General features: G+C 69.0%; 17 protein-coding genes. 9 read left to right on the top strand and 8 right to left on the bottom strand.

Going from position 1 to position 18,438, the window contains the following annotated elements; translation table 11 throughout:
- Positions 1-10 precede the first annotated feature (10 nt).
- A complete protein-coding gene (locus tag AC6CHX_RS06860; protein ID WP_498272191.1) occupies positions 11-1,633 on the bottom strand; it encodes an ABC transporter permease in 1,623 nt (540 codons plus the stop codon).
- Complete coding sequence (locus tag AC6CHX_RS06855) at positions 1,633-2,625, bottom strand: ABC transporter ATP-binding protein (RefSeq protein WP_498272190.1); 993 nt, start codon at positions 2,623-2,625, stop codon at positions 1,633-1,635. Before AC6CHX_RS06855 ends, AC6CHX_RS06860 begins: the two co-directional genes overlap by 1 nt.
- A gap of 293 nt (positions 2,626-2,918) precedes the next feature.
- Between AC6CHX_RS06855 and AC6CHX_RS06850 the strand changes: the two genes are divergently transcribed.
- The 5 genes from AC6CHX_RS06850 (at position 2,919) to AC6CHX_RS06830 (ending at position 9,495) form a co-directional block, all read left to right on the top strand.
- Positions 2,919-4,238 carry a class I SAM-dependent methyltransferase gene (locus tag AC6CHX_RS06850; RefSeq protein ID WP_498272189.1) on the top strand — a complete coding sequence of 440 codons (1,320 nt, stop codon included), beginning with the start codon at positions 2,919-2,921 and terminating at the stop codon, positions 4,236-4,238.
- A 338-nt stretch (positions 4,239-4,576) separates the two neighbouring features.
- Complete coding sequence (locus AC6CHX_RS06845; protein ID WP_498272188.1) at positions 4,577-5,896, top strand: quaternary amine ABC transporter ATP-binding protein; 1,320 nt, start codon at positions 4,577-4,579, stop codon at positions 5,894-5,896.
- Positions 5,896-6,855: an ABC transporter permease gene (locus AC6CHX_RS06840; protein WP_498272187.1), complete on the top strand. Its 960-nt coding sequence runs from the start codon at positions 5,896-5,898 to the stop codon at positions 6,853-6,855. The genes AC6CHX_RS06845 and AC6CHX_RS06840 overlap by 1 nt, the downstream gene beginning before the upstream one ends.
- A gap of 52 nt (positions 6,856-6,907) precedes the next feature.
- On the top strand, positions 6,908-7,816 hold the full coding sequence (locus tag AC6CHX_RS06835; RefSeq protein ID WP_498272186.1) for a glycine betaine ABC transporter substrate-binding protein: 909 nt from the start codon (positions 6,908-6,910) through the stop codon (positions 7,814-7,816).
- A 203-nt stretch (positions 7,817-8,019) separates the two neighbouring features.
- Positions 8,020-9,495, top strand: coding sequence for a lipase maturation factor family protein (locus AC6CHX_RS06830; protein ID WP_498272185.1), 1,476 nt, complete (start codon positions 8,020-8,022; stop codon positions 9,493-9,495).
- A gap of 153 nt (positions 9,496-9,648) precedes the next feature.
- Here the strand turns inward: AC6CHX_RS06830 and AC6CHX_RS06825 are convergent, their stop codons facing one another.
- Genes AC6CHX_RS06825 through AC6CHX_RS06815 form a run of 3 tightly spaced genes read right to left on the bottom strand, consistent with a single transcriptional unit; the run spans position 9,649 to position 11,410 of the window.
- On the bottom strand, positions 9,649-10,050 hold the full coding sequence (locus tag AC6CHX_RS06825) for a rhodanese-like domain-containing protein (RefSeq protein ID WP_498272184.1): 402 nt from the start codon (positions 10,048-10,050) through the stop codon (positions 9,649-9,651).
- Positions 10,047-10,697, bottom strand: coding sequence for a bifunctional 4-hydroxy-2-oxoglutarate aldolase/2-dehydro-3-deoxy-phosphogluconate aldolase (locus AC6CHX_RS06820; RefSeq protein WP_498272183.1), 651 nt, complete (start codon positions 10,695-10,697; stop codon positions 10,047-10,049). The genes AC6CHX_RS06825 and AC6CHX_RS06820 overlap by 4 nt, the downstream gene beginning before the upstream one ends.
- On the bottom strand, positions 10,694-11,410 hold the full coding sequence (locus tag AC6CHX_RS06815; protein WP_498272182.1) for a helix-turn-helix transcriptional regulator: 717 nt from the start codon (positions 11,408-11,410) through the stop codon (positions 10,694-10,696). The genes AC6CHX_RS06820 and AC6CHX_RS06815 overlap by 4 nt, the downstream gene beginning before the upstream one ends.
- Before the next feature lie 158 nt (positions 11,411-11,568).
- Between AC6CHX_RS06815 and AC6CHX_RS06810 the strand changes: the two genes are divergently transcribed.
- From AC6CHX_RS06810 to AC6CHX_RS06795, 4 genes are read left to right on the top strand one after another with little or no spacing between them, the layout of a single operon-like run.
- Entirely contained in the window at positions 11,569-12,927 is a 1,359-nt protein-coding gene (locus AC6CHX_RS06810; protein ID WP_498272181.1) for an MFS transporter, read from the top strand.
- Positions 12,924-14,183, top strand: coding sequence for an alanine racemase (locus tag AC6CHX_RS06805; protein ID WP_498272180.1), 1,260 nt, complete (start codon positions 12,924-12,926; stop codon positions 14,181-14,183). The genes AC6CHX_RS06810 and AC6CHX_RS06805 overlap by 4 nt, the downstream gene beginning before the upstream one ends.
- A gap of 11 nt (positions 14,184-14,194) precedes the next feature.
- Positions 14,195-15,781 carry an N-acyl-D-amino-acid deacylase family protein gene (locus tag AC6CHX_RS06800; protein ID WP_498272179.1) on the top strand — a complete coding sequence of 529 codons (1,587 nt, stop codon included), beginning with the start codon at positions 14,195-14,197 and terminating at the stop codon, positions 15,779-15,781.
- Positions 15,782-15,804: 23 nt separating this feature from the next.
- Positions 15,805-16,188 (top strand): RidA family protein, encoded by a 384-nt coding sequence (locus tag AC6CHX_RS06795; protein ID WP_498272178.1) that lies wholly within the window; start codon positions 15,805-15,807, stop codon positions 16,186-16,188.
- A gap of 340 nt (positions 16,189-16,528) precedes the next feature.
- On the opposite strand, the gene AC6CHX_RS06790 is transcribed toward AC6CHX_RS06795, so the two are convergent.
- Genes AC6CHX_RS06790 through AC6CHX_RS06780 form a run of 3 tightly spaced genes read right to left on the bottom strand, consistent with a single transcriptional unit; the run spans position 16,529 to position 18,437 of the window.
- Entirely contained in the window at positions 16,529-17,296 is a 768-nt protein-coding gene (locus AC6CHX_RS06790) for an ABC transporter permease (protein WP_105722791.1), read from the bottom strand.
- The gene (locus tag AC6CHX_RS06785) at positions 17,293-18,069 is read right to left on the bottom strand and encodes an ABC transporter ATP-binding protein (protein ID WP_498272177.1); all 777 of its coding nucleotides are present in this window, start codon (positions 18,067-18,069) and stop codon (positions 17,293-17,295) included. The genes AC6CHX_RS06790 and AC6CHX_RS06785 overlap by 4 nt, the downstream gene beginning before the upstream one ends.
- Positions 18,066-18,437 carry a DUF1048 domain-containing protein gene (locus AC6CHX_RS06780; RefSeq protein WP_136041752.1) on the bottom strand — a complete coding sequence of 124 codons (372 nt, stop codon included), beginning with the start codon at positions 18,435-18,437 and terminating at the stop codon, positions 18,066-18,068. The genes AC6CHX_RS06785 and AC6CHX_RS06780 overlap by 4 nt, the downstream gene beginning before the upstream one ends.
- Position 18,438 lies beyond the last annotated feature (1 nt).

The raw sequence follows: 18,438 nt of genomic DNA, 5'->3' as shown, positions 1-18,438 counted from the left end.
CGCGCTGCTCCTAGGCGCCGGGGGCGAGCTCGCGTCGTCGCATCAGAGCCAGGGTGGCCGCGCCGCCCGCGGCCAGGGCGAGCACCAACCACCAGAGTCCGCGCACATCCACACCGCTTCCGTCCACCACGGGCGTCACCGCGAAGGGGGAGATGTTCGCCGTCCACTCCGGCAGCCCGAACAGCGGCCCGAACATCCCGAGCATCGCCGCCAGCAGCACGAGGCTCCATGCCAGGGCGGTCGTCGCCCGGGGAACGAGCACGAACGCGAGGGCGGCGAGCACGGCGAAGACCGCTGCCGCGACCGCCTGGCCGAGGCCGGCCACCGCGACGATCCGGTAGAGCGAGTCGTCGCCGCCGTTCGCCCAGACGCCGATCCAGGCCGCCAGCACGGCGGCGGCGATCACGATCAGCACCGCGACGACGCCGACGATCACGAAATCCGCCAGCCAGCGCACACGTCCGATCGGGGTGGCGAGCACGGCCTCGGCGGTTCCGCGGGCTTCCTCCTGCCGCGCGCGCACGACGGTCTGCACCGCGCAGCAGGCGGCGAGGATGCCGAGCAGCGTGAAGAACACGGTCACGACGACCTCGTCGAGTCCGCCCGTCGCGCCGCCGATCTTCGTCAGGATCTCAGCGACGGCCGGGTTCTCGCCCGAGATCTGATCGACCAGGCCGCTCAGCGTCGTCGCCAGGATGCCGGTGATCGCACCGCCGACCGCCCAGCCGATGATGGAGCCCGAGGTGAGCCGCCACACGAGCGCGTGCGGCGAGGCGAGTGCCGGCCGCGCCGACACCCGGCCGCGACGCTCCGCCACGAAGCTCGCATCGATGTCGCGCAAGGACTGCAGTGCCAGGGAGACACCCGCGAGCACGACGCCGAACCCGACGCCGAGGACCATCGGCCAGACAAGATCGGCATCGTACGGGCGCGTCTGCTCGGCCCAGCCGAACGGCGACAGCCACACCGGCCAGGCGCTGGTCATGCTCGACAGGTCGTCGCTCGGGGTCCCTGCGGCATTGCCGATGCCACGCACCAGGAACGTCGCGACGAGTACCCAGACCGTCAGGGAGTTCGCCCCGCGCGAGGTGCGCATGAGCTGTGCCGCGACGAGTCCGATGCCGAGGAACGCGATGCCGCAGCTGCCGGCCGCCGCACCCGCGAGCCACGACCCGGCGGCCGGGAGACCGGTCGCGATCAGGGCGAGCGAGGTGAGCAGCGCGAGGACGATGTTAGCCAGGAGGCCGTGCACGATGGTGGCGAGTGTCGGCAGCCGGCGCCCGGCCGGGGTCGCCCACACGAGTTCGGCACGACCGGCCTCCTCATCGCCGCGGGTGTGGCGCACGGCGAGGAACGTGCTCATCAGGGCGGCGAGGAGGGCGAGCCACGGGAGGATCTCGAACGCCAGGAACGCGCCCTCGGAGGTGCCGGACGGCAGGCCGCGGAACATCAGGATCACCGGGTTCGCCAACGCCGCGGCGAGGATGTTCTGCCGGTCGGCGAGCGTCGCATACGACTGACTGACGCCGGCATATCCCGCGAATGCCATCAGCGCGGTGCCGAGGATCCACAGCGGCAGCTGCGCGCGGTCGCGCCGCAGTCGCTGCTGGAGCAGCACGGCGAAGCGCGTCATCACGCACGCTCCTTCTGCATCCGGCGTTCGCGGCGGCTGGTGGGGACCGCGTCGTCCGGCCCACCGTCTTCTGCCGCCTCGAGCGACGCCAGGTCGTCTCCGTAGTGGCGCAGGAACAGCTCCTCCAAGGAAGGCGGTGCCACCCGCAGGTCACTGATGCCGAGTGCGGCGAGTGCGGGCAGCACGGTGGCCGTCCGGTCGCTGTCGACCGCGAGGCGGATCCGGTCCCCGTGCTGCTCGGGGTCGTGCACGTCGGGGATGCGGGTCACCTGTTCCAGGGTGGCTCCGGACGGCGTGAACGAGACGTCGCTGCGGGTGAGGTGCCGGAGCTCCGCCAGCGTGCCCGTCTCGACGATGCGTCCGGCGCGGATGATCGACACCCGGTCGCACAGCTGCTCCACCTCGCTCATGATGTGACTCGACAGCAGCACGGTCGCACCGTTCCCGTGGGCGCGGGCGACCTCGCGCTGGAAGATCACCGCCATCAGGGGATCCAGTCCGCTGGTCGGCTCGTCGAGGATGTACAGATCGGCGGGCACGGCGAACGCCGCGATCAGTGCGACCTTCTGGCGGTTGCCCTTCGAGTACGCGCGGCCCTTCTTGCGCGGGTCGAACTGGAACGCCTCCATGAGCCGCTTCTTCTCGTGCTGGTAGGCGGCATCCTTCGTGCGGGCGCCGCGCAGACGCGCGAGCAGGTCCACCGCCTCTCCGCCCGACAGGTTCGGCCAGACGCTGACGTCGCCCGGGACGTACGCGATACGTCGGTGCAGGTCGACCGCGCGCTCCCAAGGGTCCTCGCCGAACACGGTCGCGTCGCCCGACGTGCGGTGTGCGAGGCCGAGGAGGATGCGGATCGTGGTCGACTTGCCCGCGCCGTTCGGGCCGAGGAAGCCGTGCACCTGGCCGTGCTCGACGGTGAGGTCAAGGCCGTCGAGCGCGTGCACGTGGCCGTAGTGCTTGGTGAGGTTGCGGGTCGTGATGACGGTGGTCATGCGCGGGAGCGTACGCCCGTTTCACCAACTTGTGAATCGGGTGAAATCAACGCATGCGAAATCCTTACGACGCCTGGCCGGCACAACTTCGGAGATCGCGCGCGGCTCGCCGGGTTCACGGTGCCACGCCCGGCGTGTCGGGCCCGATCTCCGAAGTTGTGTCGGCGGACGGCGGGTGGACGGCGGACGGCGGGCGGTGGACGGCGGGTGGACGGCGGATGGCGGCGGGTGCGGGTGGACGGTGGACGGCGGGCGGACGGCGGGAGCGGGCGACCGGCGCGTACAGTGGGCTGGTGCCGGAGTTCCCCTACAGCCGCCTGCGCCGCTGGCCCGACGTCGAGGCGGACAACCTCCAGGCGTACGACGCCACGGATCTGCTGCTCGTCGAGCGGGCGCTCTCCCTCGACATCCCCGGCTCAGAGACTGCCGTGATCGGCGACGACTTCGGGGCGATCACGCTCGCTCTGACGGATGCCGGGCGTCACGGCATCCGCGTGCATCAGGATCTCGCGACCGGTCGCCGTGCCCTGCAGCGCAACGCCGAGGAGCTCGGGCTCGCGGGCTTCCGCGGCGCCGCAGGCCGAAACGGAGACGAGGACGATGCGGAACGGCGCGTCGAGGGGCGGCACGCCGACGGTGGGCCGGATGGTCTGGGTTTCCGCACCCCCTTCACCGCGCACGAGCTCGACGCCGAACTGCTCTCCGGCGCACGGCTCGTGCTGCTGCAGATGCCGAAGTCGCTCGCGGAGCTCGAGGAGATCGCGGATGCCGTGGCCCGCTGGGCCGCATCCGACGTGGTGCTCGTCGCCGGCGGCCGCGTGAAGCACATGACCCTGGCGCAGAACGAGGTGCTCGGGCGCAGCTTCGCGCACGTGCAGCCCCAGCGTGCGGAGCGGAAGTCGCGGCTGATCGTGGCATCCGGCCCGCGCACAGTGCCCGCCGATCCACCGTTCCCGGTGTCCGCACAGCACGACGGACTGACTCTGATCGCGCACGGTGGGGCTTTCGCCGGCTCTCGCCTCGACATCGGCACCCGGGTGCTGCTGGAGGTGCTCGGTCTCGACGGTTCACAACTCCTCAAGAACCAGCCCGATCGGGACGAAAACGGCTCGAAAGGACCGGAGAACGATGGTTCTTCCGGAGGTGTGAACGGCGACCGGGCGAGTCGGGTGCTCGACCTCGGCTGCGGCACCGGTGCGCTCGCCGTCTCGTACGCCCTCGCCCACCCGGAGGCGCAGGTCATCGCCTCCGACCGGTCGGCTGCGGCGGCCGCATCCGCGCGGGCGACTGCCGCCGCGAACGGGGTCGCCGACGGCGTCACGGTGATGCACGACGACGCGGCCTCCGAGATCCCCGACGCGAGCATCGATGTCGTGCTGCTGAACCCGCCGTTCCACCTCGGCACGAGCGTGCACACGGGTGCCGCGACCCGTCTCTTCGAGGCCGCCGCGCGGGTGCTCCGACCCGGCGGAGAGCTCTTCACCGTGTACAACTCCTCGCTCGGATACCGTGCCGAACTCGCCCGTCTGATCGGCCGGACGGAACAGCGGGAACGCACTCCGAAGTTCACCGTGACGCGCAGCATCCGGAGCGCCGAAACGCCCGACCTCTGACCAAGGCGCCGCCGACTCAGGGATCGTTGAACACTCGTGCAATCCCCCGGTCAGCCGCCGAAACCCACACCCCCCACGGCCCCCAGGATTTGCCCCTGATCGGCCATTTCGTTACGTTGGTCTGCGGGCCTGACGGTCCGAAGACCAGTCCGCGGTCACGTCCTTCTTTCGATGAGCTGTGCTGCGAAGAGGCGTGGGCGTACGGTCGATGCTCTATCGCGGCGGATCCGAAATCCGCCGTCTGTGCCGCCACAGCGATCATGTCGAACGGCCCCGAGAGCTCACCCGGGCGTAACCGAAGCAGGCTCAGCCACCCGAAGGCGAGCCGCGGGGGAAACGTGTCCGAAATCGCTCTCGAAGCGCGCAATCTGTACAAGGTTTTCGGTAAGAATCCGAGCACCGCCGTCCGCCGCCTGAAAGCCGGTGAGAGCCGCACGGCCGTCGCCGACGCAGGCACCGCGGCGGTCATCGACGCCAGCTTCACCGTGAACCGCGGTGAGATCTTCGTCATCATGGGCCTGTCCGGATCGGGCAAGTCCACCATCATCCGCATGCTCAACGGGCTGCACGACGTCACCGACGGAACCGTCACGGTGAACGGCGACCCCATCACCGGGATCCCCGCCTCGAGGCTCCGCGAGATCCGTCGCGACCGCATCTCGATGGTCTTCCAGCACTTCGCACTGCTGCCGCACCGCACGGTCGCCGCGAACGTCGCGTACCCGCTCGAGCTCAAGGGCACACCGAAGGCCGAGCGCCTGGCCAAGGCCGAGGAGATCCTCTCGCTCGTCGGACTCGAAGGCCAGGGCGAGAAGCTCCCCTCCGAGCTCTCCGGCGGAATGCAGCAGCGCGTCGGCATCGCCCGTGCGCTCGCCGCCGACAGCGACATCCTGCTGATGGACGAGGCGTTCAGCGCCCTCGACCCGCTCATCCGCCGCGAGATGCAGGAGCAGCTGCTCGAGCTGCAGCAGAAGCTCCAGAAGACGATCGTGTTCATCACGCACGACCTGAACGAGGCTATGTTCCTCGGCGACCGGATCGCCGTGATGCGCGACGGCCGCATCGTGCAGATCGGCACGCCCGAGGACATCCTGATGGACCCGGCCAACGACTACGTCGAGCAGTTCGTGCAGGACGTCGACCGCGCCCGCGTGCTCACCGCCGCGAACGTGATGGAGCGCCCGCGCCCCGTCGTACCGCACACCGCCGGCCCCCGCACGGCCCTCCGACAGATGCGCGATGCCTACATGTCGGCGACCTACGTCGTCGGCCGTGACCGCCAGCTCGTGGGGGTCGTCACCGATCGCGATGCGGTCAAGCTCGTGCGCAACGGCGCGACCACCCTCGACTCGATCATCAAGCCCGTTCTGCAGAGCGTGCGCGAGGACGAGGTGCTGATGAACCTGTTCGTGCCCGCCGTGGAGTCTCCGCTGCCGCTCGCCGTGACGGATGCCGAGGGGCGTCTGGCCGGCGTCATCCCGCGTGTGACGCTGCTCGCCGCGCTCGGCCCCGGCCCCGGTGCGACCGAGGAGATCACCCTGCCGATGATGCCCATGCCGCAGGCCGAGATCGATGCGGTGCTCGATGACGGGTGGACCGCCGACCCGGTCCCTTCGACAAGCTCAGGGACCCAGGTCGAGACGGAGGAGGTGCGCTGATGGACGGCTTCCGCATCCCCGTGGGGACCTGGATCGAATCCGGCGTCGACTGGATCAAGGACAACCTCGACGGTCTGCTCGACGTCATCTCGTTCGTGATGAGCTTCCTCGTCGACGGACTCACGAGCATCCTGCTCGCCCCCAGCTTCGCGGTCGTCATCGTGATCGCTGCGCTCATCGCCTGGGTGGTGCGCTCCTGGCAGCTCGCCGTAGGGACCATCGTGTCGTTCGGACTGATCGTCGGGATGAACCTCTGGGTGCCCGCGATGCAGACCCTCGCGCTCGTGCTCGTCGCCGCCGTGATCGCGGTGCTGATCGCCGTGCCGCTCGGCATCTGGTCGGCGCGCAACGCCACGGTGCGGGCTGTGCTCAAGCCCGTGCTCGACTTCATGCAGACCATGCCGGCGTTCGTCTACCTGATCCCCGCGATCGTGTTCTTCGGCATCGGCGTGGTCCCCGGCCTCGTCGCCACCGTGATCTTCGCGCTGCCTCCGGGTGTGCGACTGACCGAGCTCGGCATCCGCGGCGTCGACTCCGAGACCGTCGAGGCCGGACACGCGTTCGGCGCCAAGCCGGGGCAGATCCTGCGCGGCATCCAGCTCCCCCTCGCGATGCCGACCATCATGGCCGGCGTCAACCAGGTCATCATGCTCGCCCTGTCGATGGCGGTCATCGCCGGAATGGCGGGTGCGGACGGCCTCGGGAAGATGGTGGTCGAGGCGATCTCGACGATCAACATCCCCAAGGGTGTCGAGGCCGGTCTCGGTGTCGTGCTGATCGCGGTCTTCCTCGACCGGGTCACCGCCGCCCTGGGCGCCCCCGGCGAGAACCGCTCGTCGCTGCTCGGCATGATCGAGCGCCGCCGCAAGCCGCACGGCGGTGGTGGCGGAGCAGCATCCGCCCCCGCCTCCGAGGCTCCCGCGGCGAAGACCGCAACGGACCCGGCACTCGTGCACTGACTTTTCACCCCCTACGAAACAACACCCATACGGAACTGAGAGAGAAAATCACATGAAGAAGAAGATCCTCGCCATCACCGCCCTCGGCGCCGCCGCAGCGCTCACCCTCGCGGGCTGCAGCAGCGACGGGGCCGGTGGCACGGGCGGCGGCGACAGCAACGCCGACGACAAGGGCACGATCACCCTGGGCTTCCTGCCCTCGTGGACCGACGGTCTGAGCACCGCGTACCTGCTGCAGGACCAGCTCGAGAAGATCGGCTACACGGTCGAGATGAAGACGCTCACCGAGGCCGGCCCGCTGTACACCGGTCTCGCGCAGGGCGACGTCGACATGTACCCGTCGGCCTGGCCCGAGCTCACGCACGCCGAGTACATGGACAAGTACGGCGACGACATCGACGACCTCGGCAAGTACTACGAGAACGCCAAGCTCACCCTCGCGGTGCCGGAGTACTCCGAGCTCACCTCGATCGAGGACCTCAAGGGCAAGGCGGCCGACTTCGACGGCAAGATCTACGGGATCGAGCCGGGCGCGGGACTCACCGCCCAGACCCAGAAGATGATGCCCGAGTACGGACTCGACAGCGAGTACGAGCTCGTCACCTCGTCGACCGCGGCCATGCTCACCGAGCTGAAGACCGCGACCGACAAGCAGGAGGACATCGTCGTCACGCTGTGGCGTCCGTTCTGGGCCAACGACGCCTTCCCGGTGAAGGACCTCAAAGACCCCAAGGGCGCCATGGGCAAGGCCGAGGGCCTGCACTTCCTGGGCACCAAGGGCTTCGCCGAGGAGTTCCCCGAGGCCGCTGAGCTGATCGAGCAGATCAAGCTCGACGACGAGCAGTACGGTGCGCTCGAAGACCTCGTGGTCAACGAGTACGGCGAGGGCAAGGAAGCGGACGCCGTCGACGAGTGGCTGAAGCAGTACGGCGACCAGTTCGAGTGGGTCGCCAGCAGCTGACCTGAGTCGCTGCCGCTCTGGCTCGCAGCATCCGCTCTGAGCCGGCACGCGACACGAAGGAGATCTCGCGCTTCGAAGGACCTGTTCGCGCAGGCGCTCCTTCATAGCGCGAGATCTCCTTCATTGCGTGCGGGTTCGTTGCGTGCGGGGGTTCTGTGCGCAAGCCCCCTTCCGCGCGGATGCCTGCGGCGTAGCCTGTGCCCGTGGACGGGTTCGCGGCGGTCGACTTCGGGTTCGCGCGCGAGGTGCTGCAGCGGGGCATCGCGGCGCTGTACCTCGTCGCGTTCGTGTCGAGCCTGAACCAGTTCCGTCCGCTCCTCGGTGAACACGGGCTGCTCCCGGCGCCGGCCCTCCTCGAGTGGGTCGGCCAGAAGGCGGAGCGACGGCGGATGCTGCATCCGACACTCTTCTCGCGCATCCGCTACACCGACCGCCGTCTGGTGATCCTGTGCGTGGTGGGCATCGCGGTCGCGGCCTCGCTCGTCGCCGGGCTCCCGCAGTGGGGGCCGCCGTGGGTGCCGATGCTGTGCTTCCTGGCGCTGTGGCTCGGCTACATGTCGATCGTCAGCATCGGGCAGACGTTCTACTCCTTCGGCTGGGAGATGCTGCTGCTCGAGGCCGGGTTCCTCGCAGCTTTCCTCGGGTCGCACGAACAGCCGCCGCCCACGGTCGTGATCGTGCTGTTCTGGTGGCTGGTGTTCCGGCTGGAGTTCGGCGCCGGGATGATCAAGATCCGCGGCGGACGCGAGTGGCGCGACCTGACGGCCCTCATGTACCACCACGAGACGCAGCCGATGCCGGGTCCGCTCAGCCGGCAGGCGCATCTGCTGCCGCGCTGGTTCCACCGCGGCGAGGTGGTGGGCAATCACTTCGCGCAGCTCGTGGTGCCGTTCTTCCTGTTCGCGCCGCTGCTGTCGCTGTGGGTGGATGGTCCGGTGCCGCAGATCGTCGGCGCGGTGGCGGCATCCGTCGTGATCCTGACACAGTTGTGGCTCGTGCTGACGGGCAACTTCGCGTGGCTGAACTGGGCGACGATGGTCATCGCTGTCTCGGCGATCGGGCTGCCGGGGGTGGGGTCGGCGGACGTCACGCCACTCACCGACGCGCCCTGGATCCTCTCCGGCATGCCCCTGTACTGGGTCATGATCACCTCGGCCGTGGGGCTGCTCTACGTCGTGGTGAGTGTGCCGGCGCTGCGGAACCTGTTCGCGCGGCGGCAGTTGATGAACGCGAGCTTCAACCGGTGGCAGCTCGCCAACGCCTACGGGGCCTTCGGCACAGTCACCAAGGAGCGCATCGAGATCGTGGTCGAGGGCTCAGCCGATGAGGAAGGGGTGGAGTGGCGCGAGTACGAGTTCCGAGGCAAGCCCGGTGACGTGCGGCGGATGCCGCGGCAATTCGCGCCCTATCATCTGCGGCTCGACTGGCTGATGTGGTTCCTGCCGCTCGGGCACTCGTTCGACGACTGGTTCACCGCGTTCCTGGTGCGGCTGTTGGAGGCGGATGCTCCGACGCTCGCGCTGATCCGGGTCGATCCCTTCGACGGGGAGCGGCCGCGGTGGGTGCGGGCCGTTTCCTATCGCTACCGCTTCGCCACCCGCGCCGAGAAGCGTGCCGAGGGTGTGGTGTGGGTGCGGAGTCGTCGCCGCGTGGTGCTGGGCCCGTTCGGGCTGCGGTGACGGCGATGCGCCTGTCCACCCCCACCCGCCCTGTCCCCTCCGGCGCTCCCCCCGCTCCCGCAGTCCCGTTCCGGTCGCACTTTCTGCCGCGCCGGCGGCCTTTTGGCGACAGAAACTGCGACCGGAACGGGAGGGGGAGGGGCCGGGACGCCGTCAGGCCTCGGCTGTCACCAGGGGGTCGGGTTTCTGTCGGGAGGCCATCCCCTCGACCTCGAACCCGTTGCGGACCCAGTACTCGTATCCGCCGAGCAGCTCCCGCACATCGAGGCCGGCGGCGAGCAGCACGCGCGCGGTCGCCGTGGCACCGTTGCATCCCGGTCCCCACCCGTAGACGACGAGCGTGCGACCGCGCGGGAGTGTCGCGATCCCCGACGCGATCTCGGCCTTGGGCAGATGCACGGCACCGGCGATGTGACCGTGCTGCCAGGACTCCAGCCGTCGCGTGTCGACCAGCACGACCTCTCCCGCAGCCACGGCATCGTGCGCGGCTACCGCGTCGATCTCATATGCCAGGCGCGCATCGACATAGGCGAGCCGCGCATCGAGATCGGTCATGGGCGTGGCGCCGCACCGAGGATCGCGGCCAACTGCGGCAGCTGGGCGGGGTCTTCGAGCGCCGAGCCGACGGCGACGACGTGCGCCCCCGCGTCGAGGTACTCACCCGCATTGGCCGCGTTCATGCCACCCGTCGTCACGAAGCGCGCCTGCGGGAAGGGGCCGTTCATCGCGGTGAGCCACTGCGGACCCAGCACCGAGGCGGGGAAGGCCTTGAGCCACGTGAGGCCTGCGGCGAGGGCGGACTGCACCTCGCTCGCCGTGGCGACGCCGGGAAGGCTCAGCAGCCCCGCCTCCTGCGAAGCACGCACGACGTCGAGGTCGAGACCGGGGCTGACCGTGAAGGATGCGCCGGCGGAGACCGCCTGGGCGACATGCTCGGCCGACACCACGGTGCCCGCGCCGACGACCTTGCCGCGCTCGCGTCCGGCGGCGGCGACCACGCGCAGCGCCTCGACATCGTCGGCGGTCTGGATGGGGAGTTCGACGACATCGATCCCGAGGTCCCACGCGGTGGTCGACACGGCGAGGCTCCGCTCCGCTCCCATGCCGCGGAGGATCGCCATCAGGCGCGTGCCGCCGAAGAGCTCGTCGAATCCGGAGTTGTCCATCGTCATCCCTGTTCCCGTCGTCCCGGTGTGCGTCATCGTGTTCTGGCCTCGTCGAGGTAGGAGTACGCGGTCACGCGCGAGATGCCGAGCCGCTTCGCGATCGCTTCCACGGACTTGCGCATCTGCGTGGCGCCGCGCTGATCCAGCCGCTCCAGCACCGTGATCTTGTCGTCACGGCTCATGCTCTCGAGCGGGCGGCCGATCTCGCGGATGGCCTCGGTGATCATCGAGTCCATCACCGACACGAGGTCGGCGCCGAAGTGCTCTTTCGGAGCATCCGCAGGAACGGGCGATGGCAGCAGGGCGTCGAGCGTCTGGCGGGCGAGCAGCAGCGGGCTGAGGTCGACGTTCACACACAGCGACGCGATGATGTCACCCGCGCGGTTGTGGAAGTAGACCGAGGAGCAGCGGAGCTCCCGTCCGTCGCTCGTGTAGCCGGTGTAGCCGAAGGCGTCGTGGTTCCCCCGCCGGTCCTTCAGCACGTCCAGGCCGAGCGAGGTCGAGGGGCCGCCGACTGCTCGCCCGGTGACGTGCCCGTTCTCGATGGCCATGATCGTGTGGCCGAGGTCGACGTCGGTGCCGTCGAGGTTGTGGAGCACGACCTCGACGGTGGGCCCTGCGGCCGTGGCGAGGGCGCGCAGCACCGGTCGATAGAGGCGGAGCACCTCCTCGGCACTCTCGTACGTCTCTCGCGTGAGGTCGTCGGCGAGGGCCGCGACCGCGTTCTCTGCTGTCGTCGATGTCGGCATTCTGTGACTCCAATCCGGAGCAACGATACAGGCGTACGAAAAATACGAGAGATAGACAGATTGTCTATTTCGCTGTTAGTTTATCCACGCCCCAGACGATCCGTCGAGGCCGACTGCAACGGATGCGGTCGCGCATCCCCCCGAAGAAGGAGCCCCGGATGGCCACTGTCGCCTCATCTGGCCTGACCCCGAAGCAGCGCAAGACGATCGCCGGCGGGGCGATCGGAACGCTCATCGAGTACTACGACTACTACCTGTACGGCCTCGCGGCAGCTGTCGTCTTCCCCGCGGTGTTCTTCTCCTCGAACGATCCGCTGATCGCCGAGCTCAACTCGTTCGCGACGTTCGCCGTCGGGTTCTTCCTCCGCCCGGTCGGAGGGATCATCTGGGGGATCGTCGGTGACCGCAAGGGCCGCAAGGTCGTGCTGATGAGCACGGTCATCGGCATGGGCCTCGCGACGACCGGCATCGGCCTCATCCCCTCCGACCAGGTGATCGGCATCGCCGCACCACTGCTGCTCGTGCTGTGCCGGCTCTTCCAGGGGTTCTTCGTCGGCGGCGAGATGGGCGGCGCGGCCACCATGGTCGTCGAAGCCGCACCGACCGGCAAGCGGGGACTCTACGGCGCCTTCCTCATCAGCGGTGCGGGCATCGCCAACGTGGTGTCGGGCGGCCTGATGGCAGGGCTCGGCCTCGCTCCCGAATCGTGGTTCCTGCAGTGGGGCTGGCGCATCCCGTTCGTCTTCTCGATCGTGCTCGCGATCGCCGCGGTGCTGCTGCGTCGGCAGCTCGAGGAGTCCGACGCCTTCACCGAGACCCAGACGCTGCTCCTCGCCACCACCGGCAAGAAGCCCAACCCGCTCGTCGAGGCGTTCCGGCACCCGAAGAACGCGATCATGGGCATCCTGATCGGGCTGCCGCAGTCGATCGCCGGATATGTGGTGCTGACCTACGGTCTCGCCTACATGTTGGCGGACAAGGACATCCCCGTGTGGTTCGGCTTCGCCGGCACCATGCTCGTGGGTCTGCTGCAGATCGTCGTCGCGCCGCTGTGGGGTGCGATCTCCGACCGCATCGGCCGACGCACCGTGTACATCATCGGCTGCCTCGGCTTCGCGGCCATGGTCTACCCGGCGTTCATGCTGTTCGACACCGGGAACATGTGGCTGATCTGGCTCGGACAGATCCTCGGCTTCGTCGTGTTCGGCGTGGCGATGCAGGCGACGCTCTCGACGATGCTGGTCGAGATGTTCGACCCGGAGGCGCGCACCACCGGTGTCAACATCGGGTACCAGTTCTCCAACACCTTCGGCGGTGGCCTCGCCCCGCTCATCTGCACGGCACTGGTCGCGGCTGCGGGAGGCGCCTTCTGGCCGGTCGTCGTCTACGCCGCGGTGATCGCGGTGGTCGGTGTGATCGCCACGCTGGTCGCGTCGATCCAGCCCGACGTCGAAGGTGCGGGACGTCTGCACGAAGTGCGCTCGACCGCTCCGGTCGAGACGGGTGCCTCGCGATGACGATGGGGGATGCGGAACTCCTCACGGTTCGCGACAAGGGCCTGCCGCTGCGCGCGGCAGGTCTGACCGTGGAGGAATTCCTCGCCACGGGACCACGACTCGATGAGTTCTGGACCCCGCTGATCGTGCTCGACGACGCCGCGATGACGGTGAACGTCGCCACGATGGCACAGTGGTGCGCGGAGCGGGGTCTCGCCCTCATGCCCCACGGCAAGACCACTATGGCGCCCGTGCTGTGGAAGCGGCAGACGGATGCCGGTGCGCTCGGGATCACGTTCGCGACCATGGGGCAGGTCCGCACCGCCCGCGACCTGGGCGACGACTCGGTGATGCTCGCGAACGCCGCCGTCGATCGGCCTGCGCTGGCGTGGCTGGCGCAGGAGCTGGCTGATCCGGACTTCCGGTTCGTGAGCTGGGCCGACTCGATCGCGACGGTCGAGGCGATGGAAGCGGCTCTGCTCTCCACCGGCACGCCGCGTCCGGTCGACGTCTGCGTCGAGCTCGGCGGCGCGGGTGGTCGTACGGGGGCCCGGTCGATCGAGGAGGCGGTGCGTGTGGCTGAGCGCATCGCCGCATCCTCCGTGCTGCGCCTCGCCGGGGTGGCCGGATACGAGGGGAGCCTCGCGCACGATCGCTCCGCCGCGGCGCTCGCCGCCGTCCGCGCGTACCTGGAATCGCAGCTCGAACTGCACGCAGCGATCGCGCCCCTCTACGACGACGGCGAGCTGTACGTGACCGCCGGTGGCAGCGCGTACTTCGACGTCGTCGCCGACGTCTGGGGTGCGGCCCCGCGAGATGACCGCACGCACTTCACGCTCCGCTCCGGCGCCTACATCGTGCACGACGACGGGTTCTACCGCGGCATCTCGCCGTTCGACGAGGGTGCCGCGCAACCGGAGGGCTCCCCGCGATTCGTCAACGCGATGCACGGCATCGCCCGCGTCGTGTCGGCGCCCGAGCCGGGCCTTGCTCTCGTCGATGCCGGCAAGAGGGATGTGCCCTTCGACGAGGGACTGCCGATCCCGCGCTCCTCGTCCGCCGGTGTCGCCGGCCCCTGGCAGCCGCTGCACGGCGAGGTCTCGGCGATGAACGATCAGCACTCGTACGTGCGGTCGGAGCGGGCGCTCGCGATCGGCTCGGTCGTGCGTCTCGGGCTGTCACACCCCTGCACCGCCTTCGACAAGTGGCGCGTGCTGCCGGTCGTCGAATCCGCCGACTCGGATGTGGTCACGGGCCTCGTCCGCACCTACTTCTGAGGAGAGCAGCTGTGAACCGGGTAGTGCTCCGCGGCGGCTCCGTCGTCGACGCGACGGGCCTCGTGCGCGCCGACGTCGCGATCGAGGGGGAGCTCGTCACCGAGGTCGGGCATGTCGACGCCCGCCCCGGTGACGCGGTGGTCGACGTCTCCGAGCGCCTGGTGCTTCCCGGCTTCATCGACGCGCACTCCCACGCCGACGGCCTGCTCAGCGACCCGGATGTCACACTGTCGCTGCTGCGCCAGGGCGTGACGACCGTGATCGCCGGACAGGACGGTGTGTCGTATGCGCCGGGCGACGGTTCGTACGCCTCCGAGTACTTCGCCGCGATCAACGGGACGCACCCCACCTACCGGGGCGGGGGCGTGGATGCGTACCTGGCATCCGTCGACGGAACTTCGCCGGTGAACGCGGGCTATCTCGTGCCGGCGGGCACCGTGCGCTTCGAGGTGTGCGGGCGCACGAGCGGCTCGGCATCCGACGAGGAGCGCCGCCGCATGCAGGAGCTGGTCGCGCAGGGGATGCACGACGGTGCCCTCGGCCTGTCGACCGGGCTCGACTACACGCCCGGCATCTTCCAGGACGCTGCGGAGATCGCCGCCCTCTGCGCGCCGGTCGCTCGGGCCGGAGGCGTGTACGTGACGCACATGCGCGGAGGGTACGAGGCGAACACCGCTGCCGGCACGGGGGAGATCGCCGAGATCGCCCGGCTGGCCGCCGAGCAGGCGGGATCGCCGCTGCCCGTGCACATCTCGCACTTCCACGCCGACGCCGACATCGTGCTCGATCAGCTCGACGCGCTGGATGCCGCCGGGGTGGATGCGACGTTCGACGCGTACCCCTATACCCGCGGGTGCACGCTGCTGGGCATGCCGCTGCTCCCGCCCGAGGTGTCGGCGCTGCCCGTGGCGGAGGCGGTCGCCGTGATCGCGGATCCGTCGCGCCGCGCCGAGCTGCGTGCACTGTGCACCCTGCGGGCGGAGACGAGTGCGAGTCTCGGCCCGGAGTGGGCCGACATGATCACGCTCGCCCACCTCGCCGCCCCTGACCTGGCCTGGGCGCACGGGCTCACGCTGCGCGAGGCTGCCGCGCGCGCGGGTGTCGCCCCGATCGACTTCGCACTCGACGCGCTTGCCGCATCCCGTCTGGAGTGCAGCGCCGTCATGGCCGTACGCAGCCCTCGCTCGGGCGTCGAGCTCGCCCGCATCTTCCACCACCCCGCGCACATGGGCGGCTCCGACGGCATCTTCATCGGCGCCCATCCGCATCCGCGTGCTGCCGGGTCGTTCTCGCTGTTCCTCCGCGAGTACGTGCGCGAGCGGGCGACGTGGACCTGGGCGGATGCCGTGCACCACCTGTCGGCTCTGCCTGCCCGACGGTTCGGGCTCGGACGCCGCGGCACCGTCGAAGCGGGCGCGGTGGCCGACCTCGTGATCGTGGACCCGGCGACGGTCGCCGACACCGCCACCTACGAGAGCCCGCGCGGACGCGGAGCCGGTATCGACGATGTGTTCGTCGCCGGCATCCGCGTTCTCGCCGACGGTGAGCGCACCGATGCCCTGCCGGGTCGGGGCCTGCGCCGTTCACCACAGACCTGAGTCGTCAACGAAAGGAAAGAAAGATGCCGAAGACCGGATTCTACGCAGACGGGGCGCCCACGCCCGCCGGACCCTACAGCCACGGAGTGGTCGCCAACGGATTCCTGTACACCGCGGGTTTCGGCCCGCAGGACGCGGCGAACGACCACGCCGTCCCCGAGAGCGTCGGCGATCAGACCCGCCAGGTGCTCCGGAACATCCAGAAGGTGCTCGCCGTGCACGGGCTGACCACGGACGACATCGTGAAGTCGACCGTGCACCTGCAGGACCTCGCCGACTTCGCCGAGTTCAACGAGGCCTACGAGGAGTTCTTCACCGCGCCGTACCCCGTGCGCACCACCGTGGGCTCGCAGCTGGCGAACATCCTCGTCGAGATCGACGTCGTCGCGGCGCTGCCCCAGGCCTGACACCGCGTCCTCGACGCGGGTGCGACCCGCGTCGCCCCGCATGATGCGAAGGAGATCTCGCGCTTCGAAGGAGCCTTTCCGCAGACAGCTCCTTCAAAGCGTGAGATCTCCTTCGTAACGCGCGGCTCGCATCAGGTGACGCCCTCGATCCCGCGTGATCTGTCTGCCCGGGCGGAGTTCTCCGCGACGGGAGGCCTATCTCCGTGAGAGTCTCCTCCCGTCATGGAGTTCTCCGCCCGACACGTGGCGCGAAACCCTCGCCGAACCTCGCCGAGCGCGGCGAAACGCCCCGGCCGGGTCGAGTGACCCGGTCGGAGCGTCCCGTCTCGCTGGGTGAAGATCAGCTGACCTTCTTCCGGTAGGAGATGATCGCGAACACGTAGGCGACCACGAGGATGCCGACGCACCAGGCGAGGGCGACCCAGATGTCGTTGCCGACGGGCTGTTCGGCGAACAGCGCCTGGATGGTGTTGACGATCGAGGTAACGGGCTGGTTGTCGGCGAACCACTGCACCGGCGCCGGCATGGTGTCGGTCGGAACGAACGCCGAGCTGATGAACGGCAGGAAGATCAGCGGGTACGAGAAGGCGCTCGCGCCGTCGACCGTCTTGGCGTTCAGGCCCGCGATGATCGCCAGCCAGGTGAGAGCCAGGGTGAACAGCATCAGGATGCCGATCACTCCGAGCCAGGCCCAGAAGCTCGCCCCCGTGCGGAAGCCCATGAGGAATCCGACGCCGAAGATGATCGCCAGGGTGATGGCGTTCGCCGTCAGAGACGTGAGCACGTGGGCCCACAGCACGCTCGATCGGGCGATCGGCATGGAGTGGAACCGCTCGAAGATGCCGCTCTGCATGTCGGTGAACAGCCGGAACGCCGTGTAGGCGATGCCGGATGCGATCGCGATGAGCAGGATGCCGGGGAGCAGGTAGTTCACGTAGTTGTCGGTGCCGGTGCTCTGCTGGAGTGCACCGCCGAAGACGTACACGAACAGGAGCATCAGCGCGATCGGGGTGACCGCCGTGGTGATGATCGTGTCGGGACTGCGGAAGATGTGCCGCATGGAGCGGCCGGTGAGTGTCGCCGTATCGGCGGCGAAGTGCGTGCTCATGCTGCGTTCTCCTTTCCGGTGGCCTTGGGGCCGATGAGGGTGAGGAAGATCTCCTCGAGGGTGGGCTGCTTCTCGACGTACTCGACCTTGGCGGCCGGAAGCAGGCGCTTGAGACCTGCGAGCGTGTCGTTGGCGATGATGCGGCCTTCGTGCAGGATCGCGATGCGGTCGGCCAGCTGCTCCGCCTCGTCGAGGTACTGCGTGGTGAGCAGCACGGTGGTTCCGGTGTTCGCGAGTTCCTTGACCACGTCCCACACCTCGATGCGGGCTTCGGGGTCGAGGCCCGTGGTCGGCTCGTCGAGGTAGATGACCTCGGGGTGTCCGACCAGGCTCATCGCGATGTCGAGCCGGCGACGCATGCCGCCGGAGTAGGTGCCGACCTTGCGGGCACCGGCATCCGTCAGGCGGAACTTCGCCAGCAGGTCGTCGGCGACCTGCCCGGCGTCTGGCAGGTGCCGCAGCTTCGCGACCAGCACGAGGTTCTCGCGACCGGTGAGAATCTCGTCGACCGCGGCGAACTGCCCGGTGAGGCTGATGCGCTCACGGACACCGACCGGGTCGGAGGCGACATCCACGCCCTGCACGGTCGCCGTGCCGGCGTCCGACTTCAGCAGGGTGGAGAGGATGCGCACCATGGTGGTCTTGCCGGCGCCGTTCGAGCCGAGGAGGGCGAAGATGCTGCCCTTCTCGACCTCGAAGTCGACGCCGCGCAGCACATGCAGATCCTTGTAGGACTTCTCGATGCCGCGCACCGAGATGGCGGGGTTCGTCATGACTCGTTCTCCTTCTTCTTCGCGTCGTCGAACGCCTTGATGAGGCGTGCGCGCTCCTTGTCGATCCACTGGCGTCCGCCGTATGCGGCGGCGTAGTTCTCGGCGAACTCCACGGGGTCGTCGCCGACGATCGCGGAGACCGGGGTGCCGTCGAGCGCTGCGCGCTCCCACATGTCGGCGATGTCGAGGAACATCTTCACGATGGTGTCGCCGTCGGTGATGCCGCCGTAGTACATGTTGTAGCGCTGCTGTGCCTTCGCGACCTCGCGGTACGGCTCGGGCAGGGCGTTGATGCGGGCCTGCGCCTGCTTGTAGAGCTTCTTCTCTTCGAGCGATCCGGTGATCGCTTCGATCCACTTCGCGGCCATG

This window comes from Microbacterium sp. GQ128 (assembly GCF_059758615.1).
The sequence above is the reverse complement of the archived record's forward strand: the minus strand, read 5'-3'. Positions and strand labels throughout refer to the sequence as shown.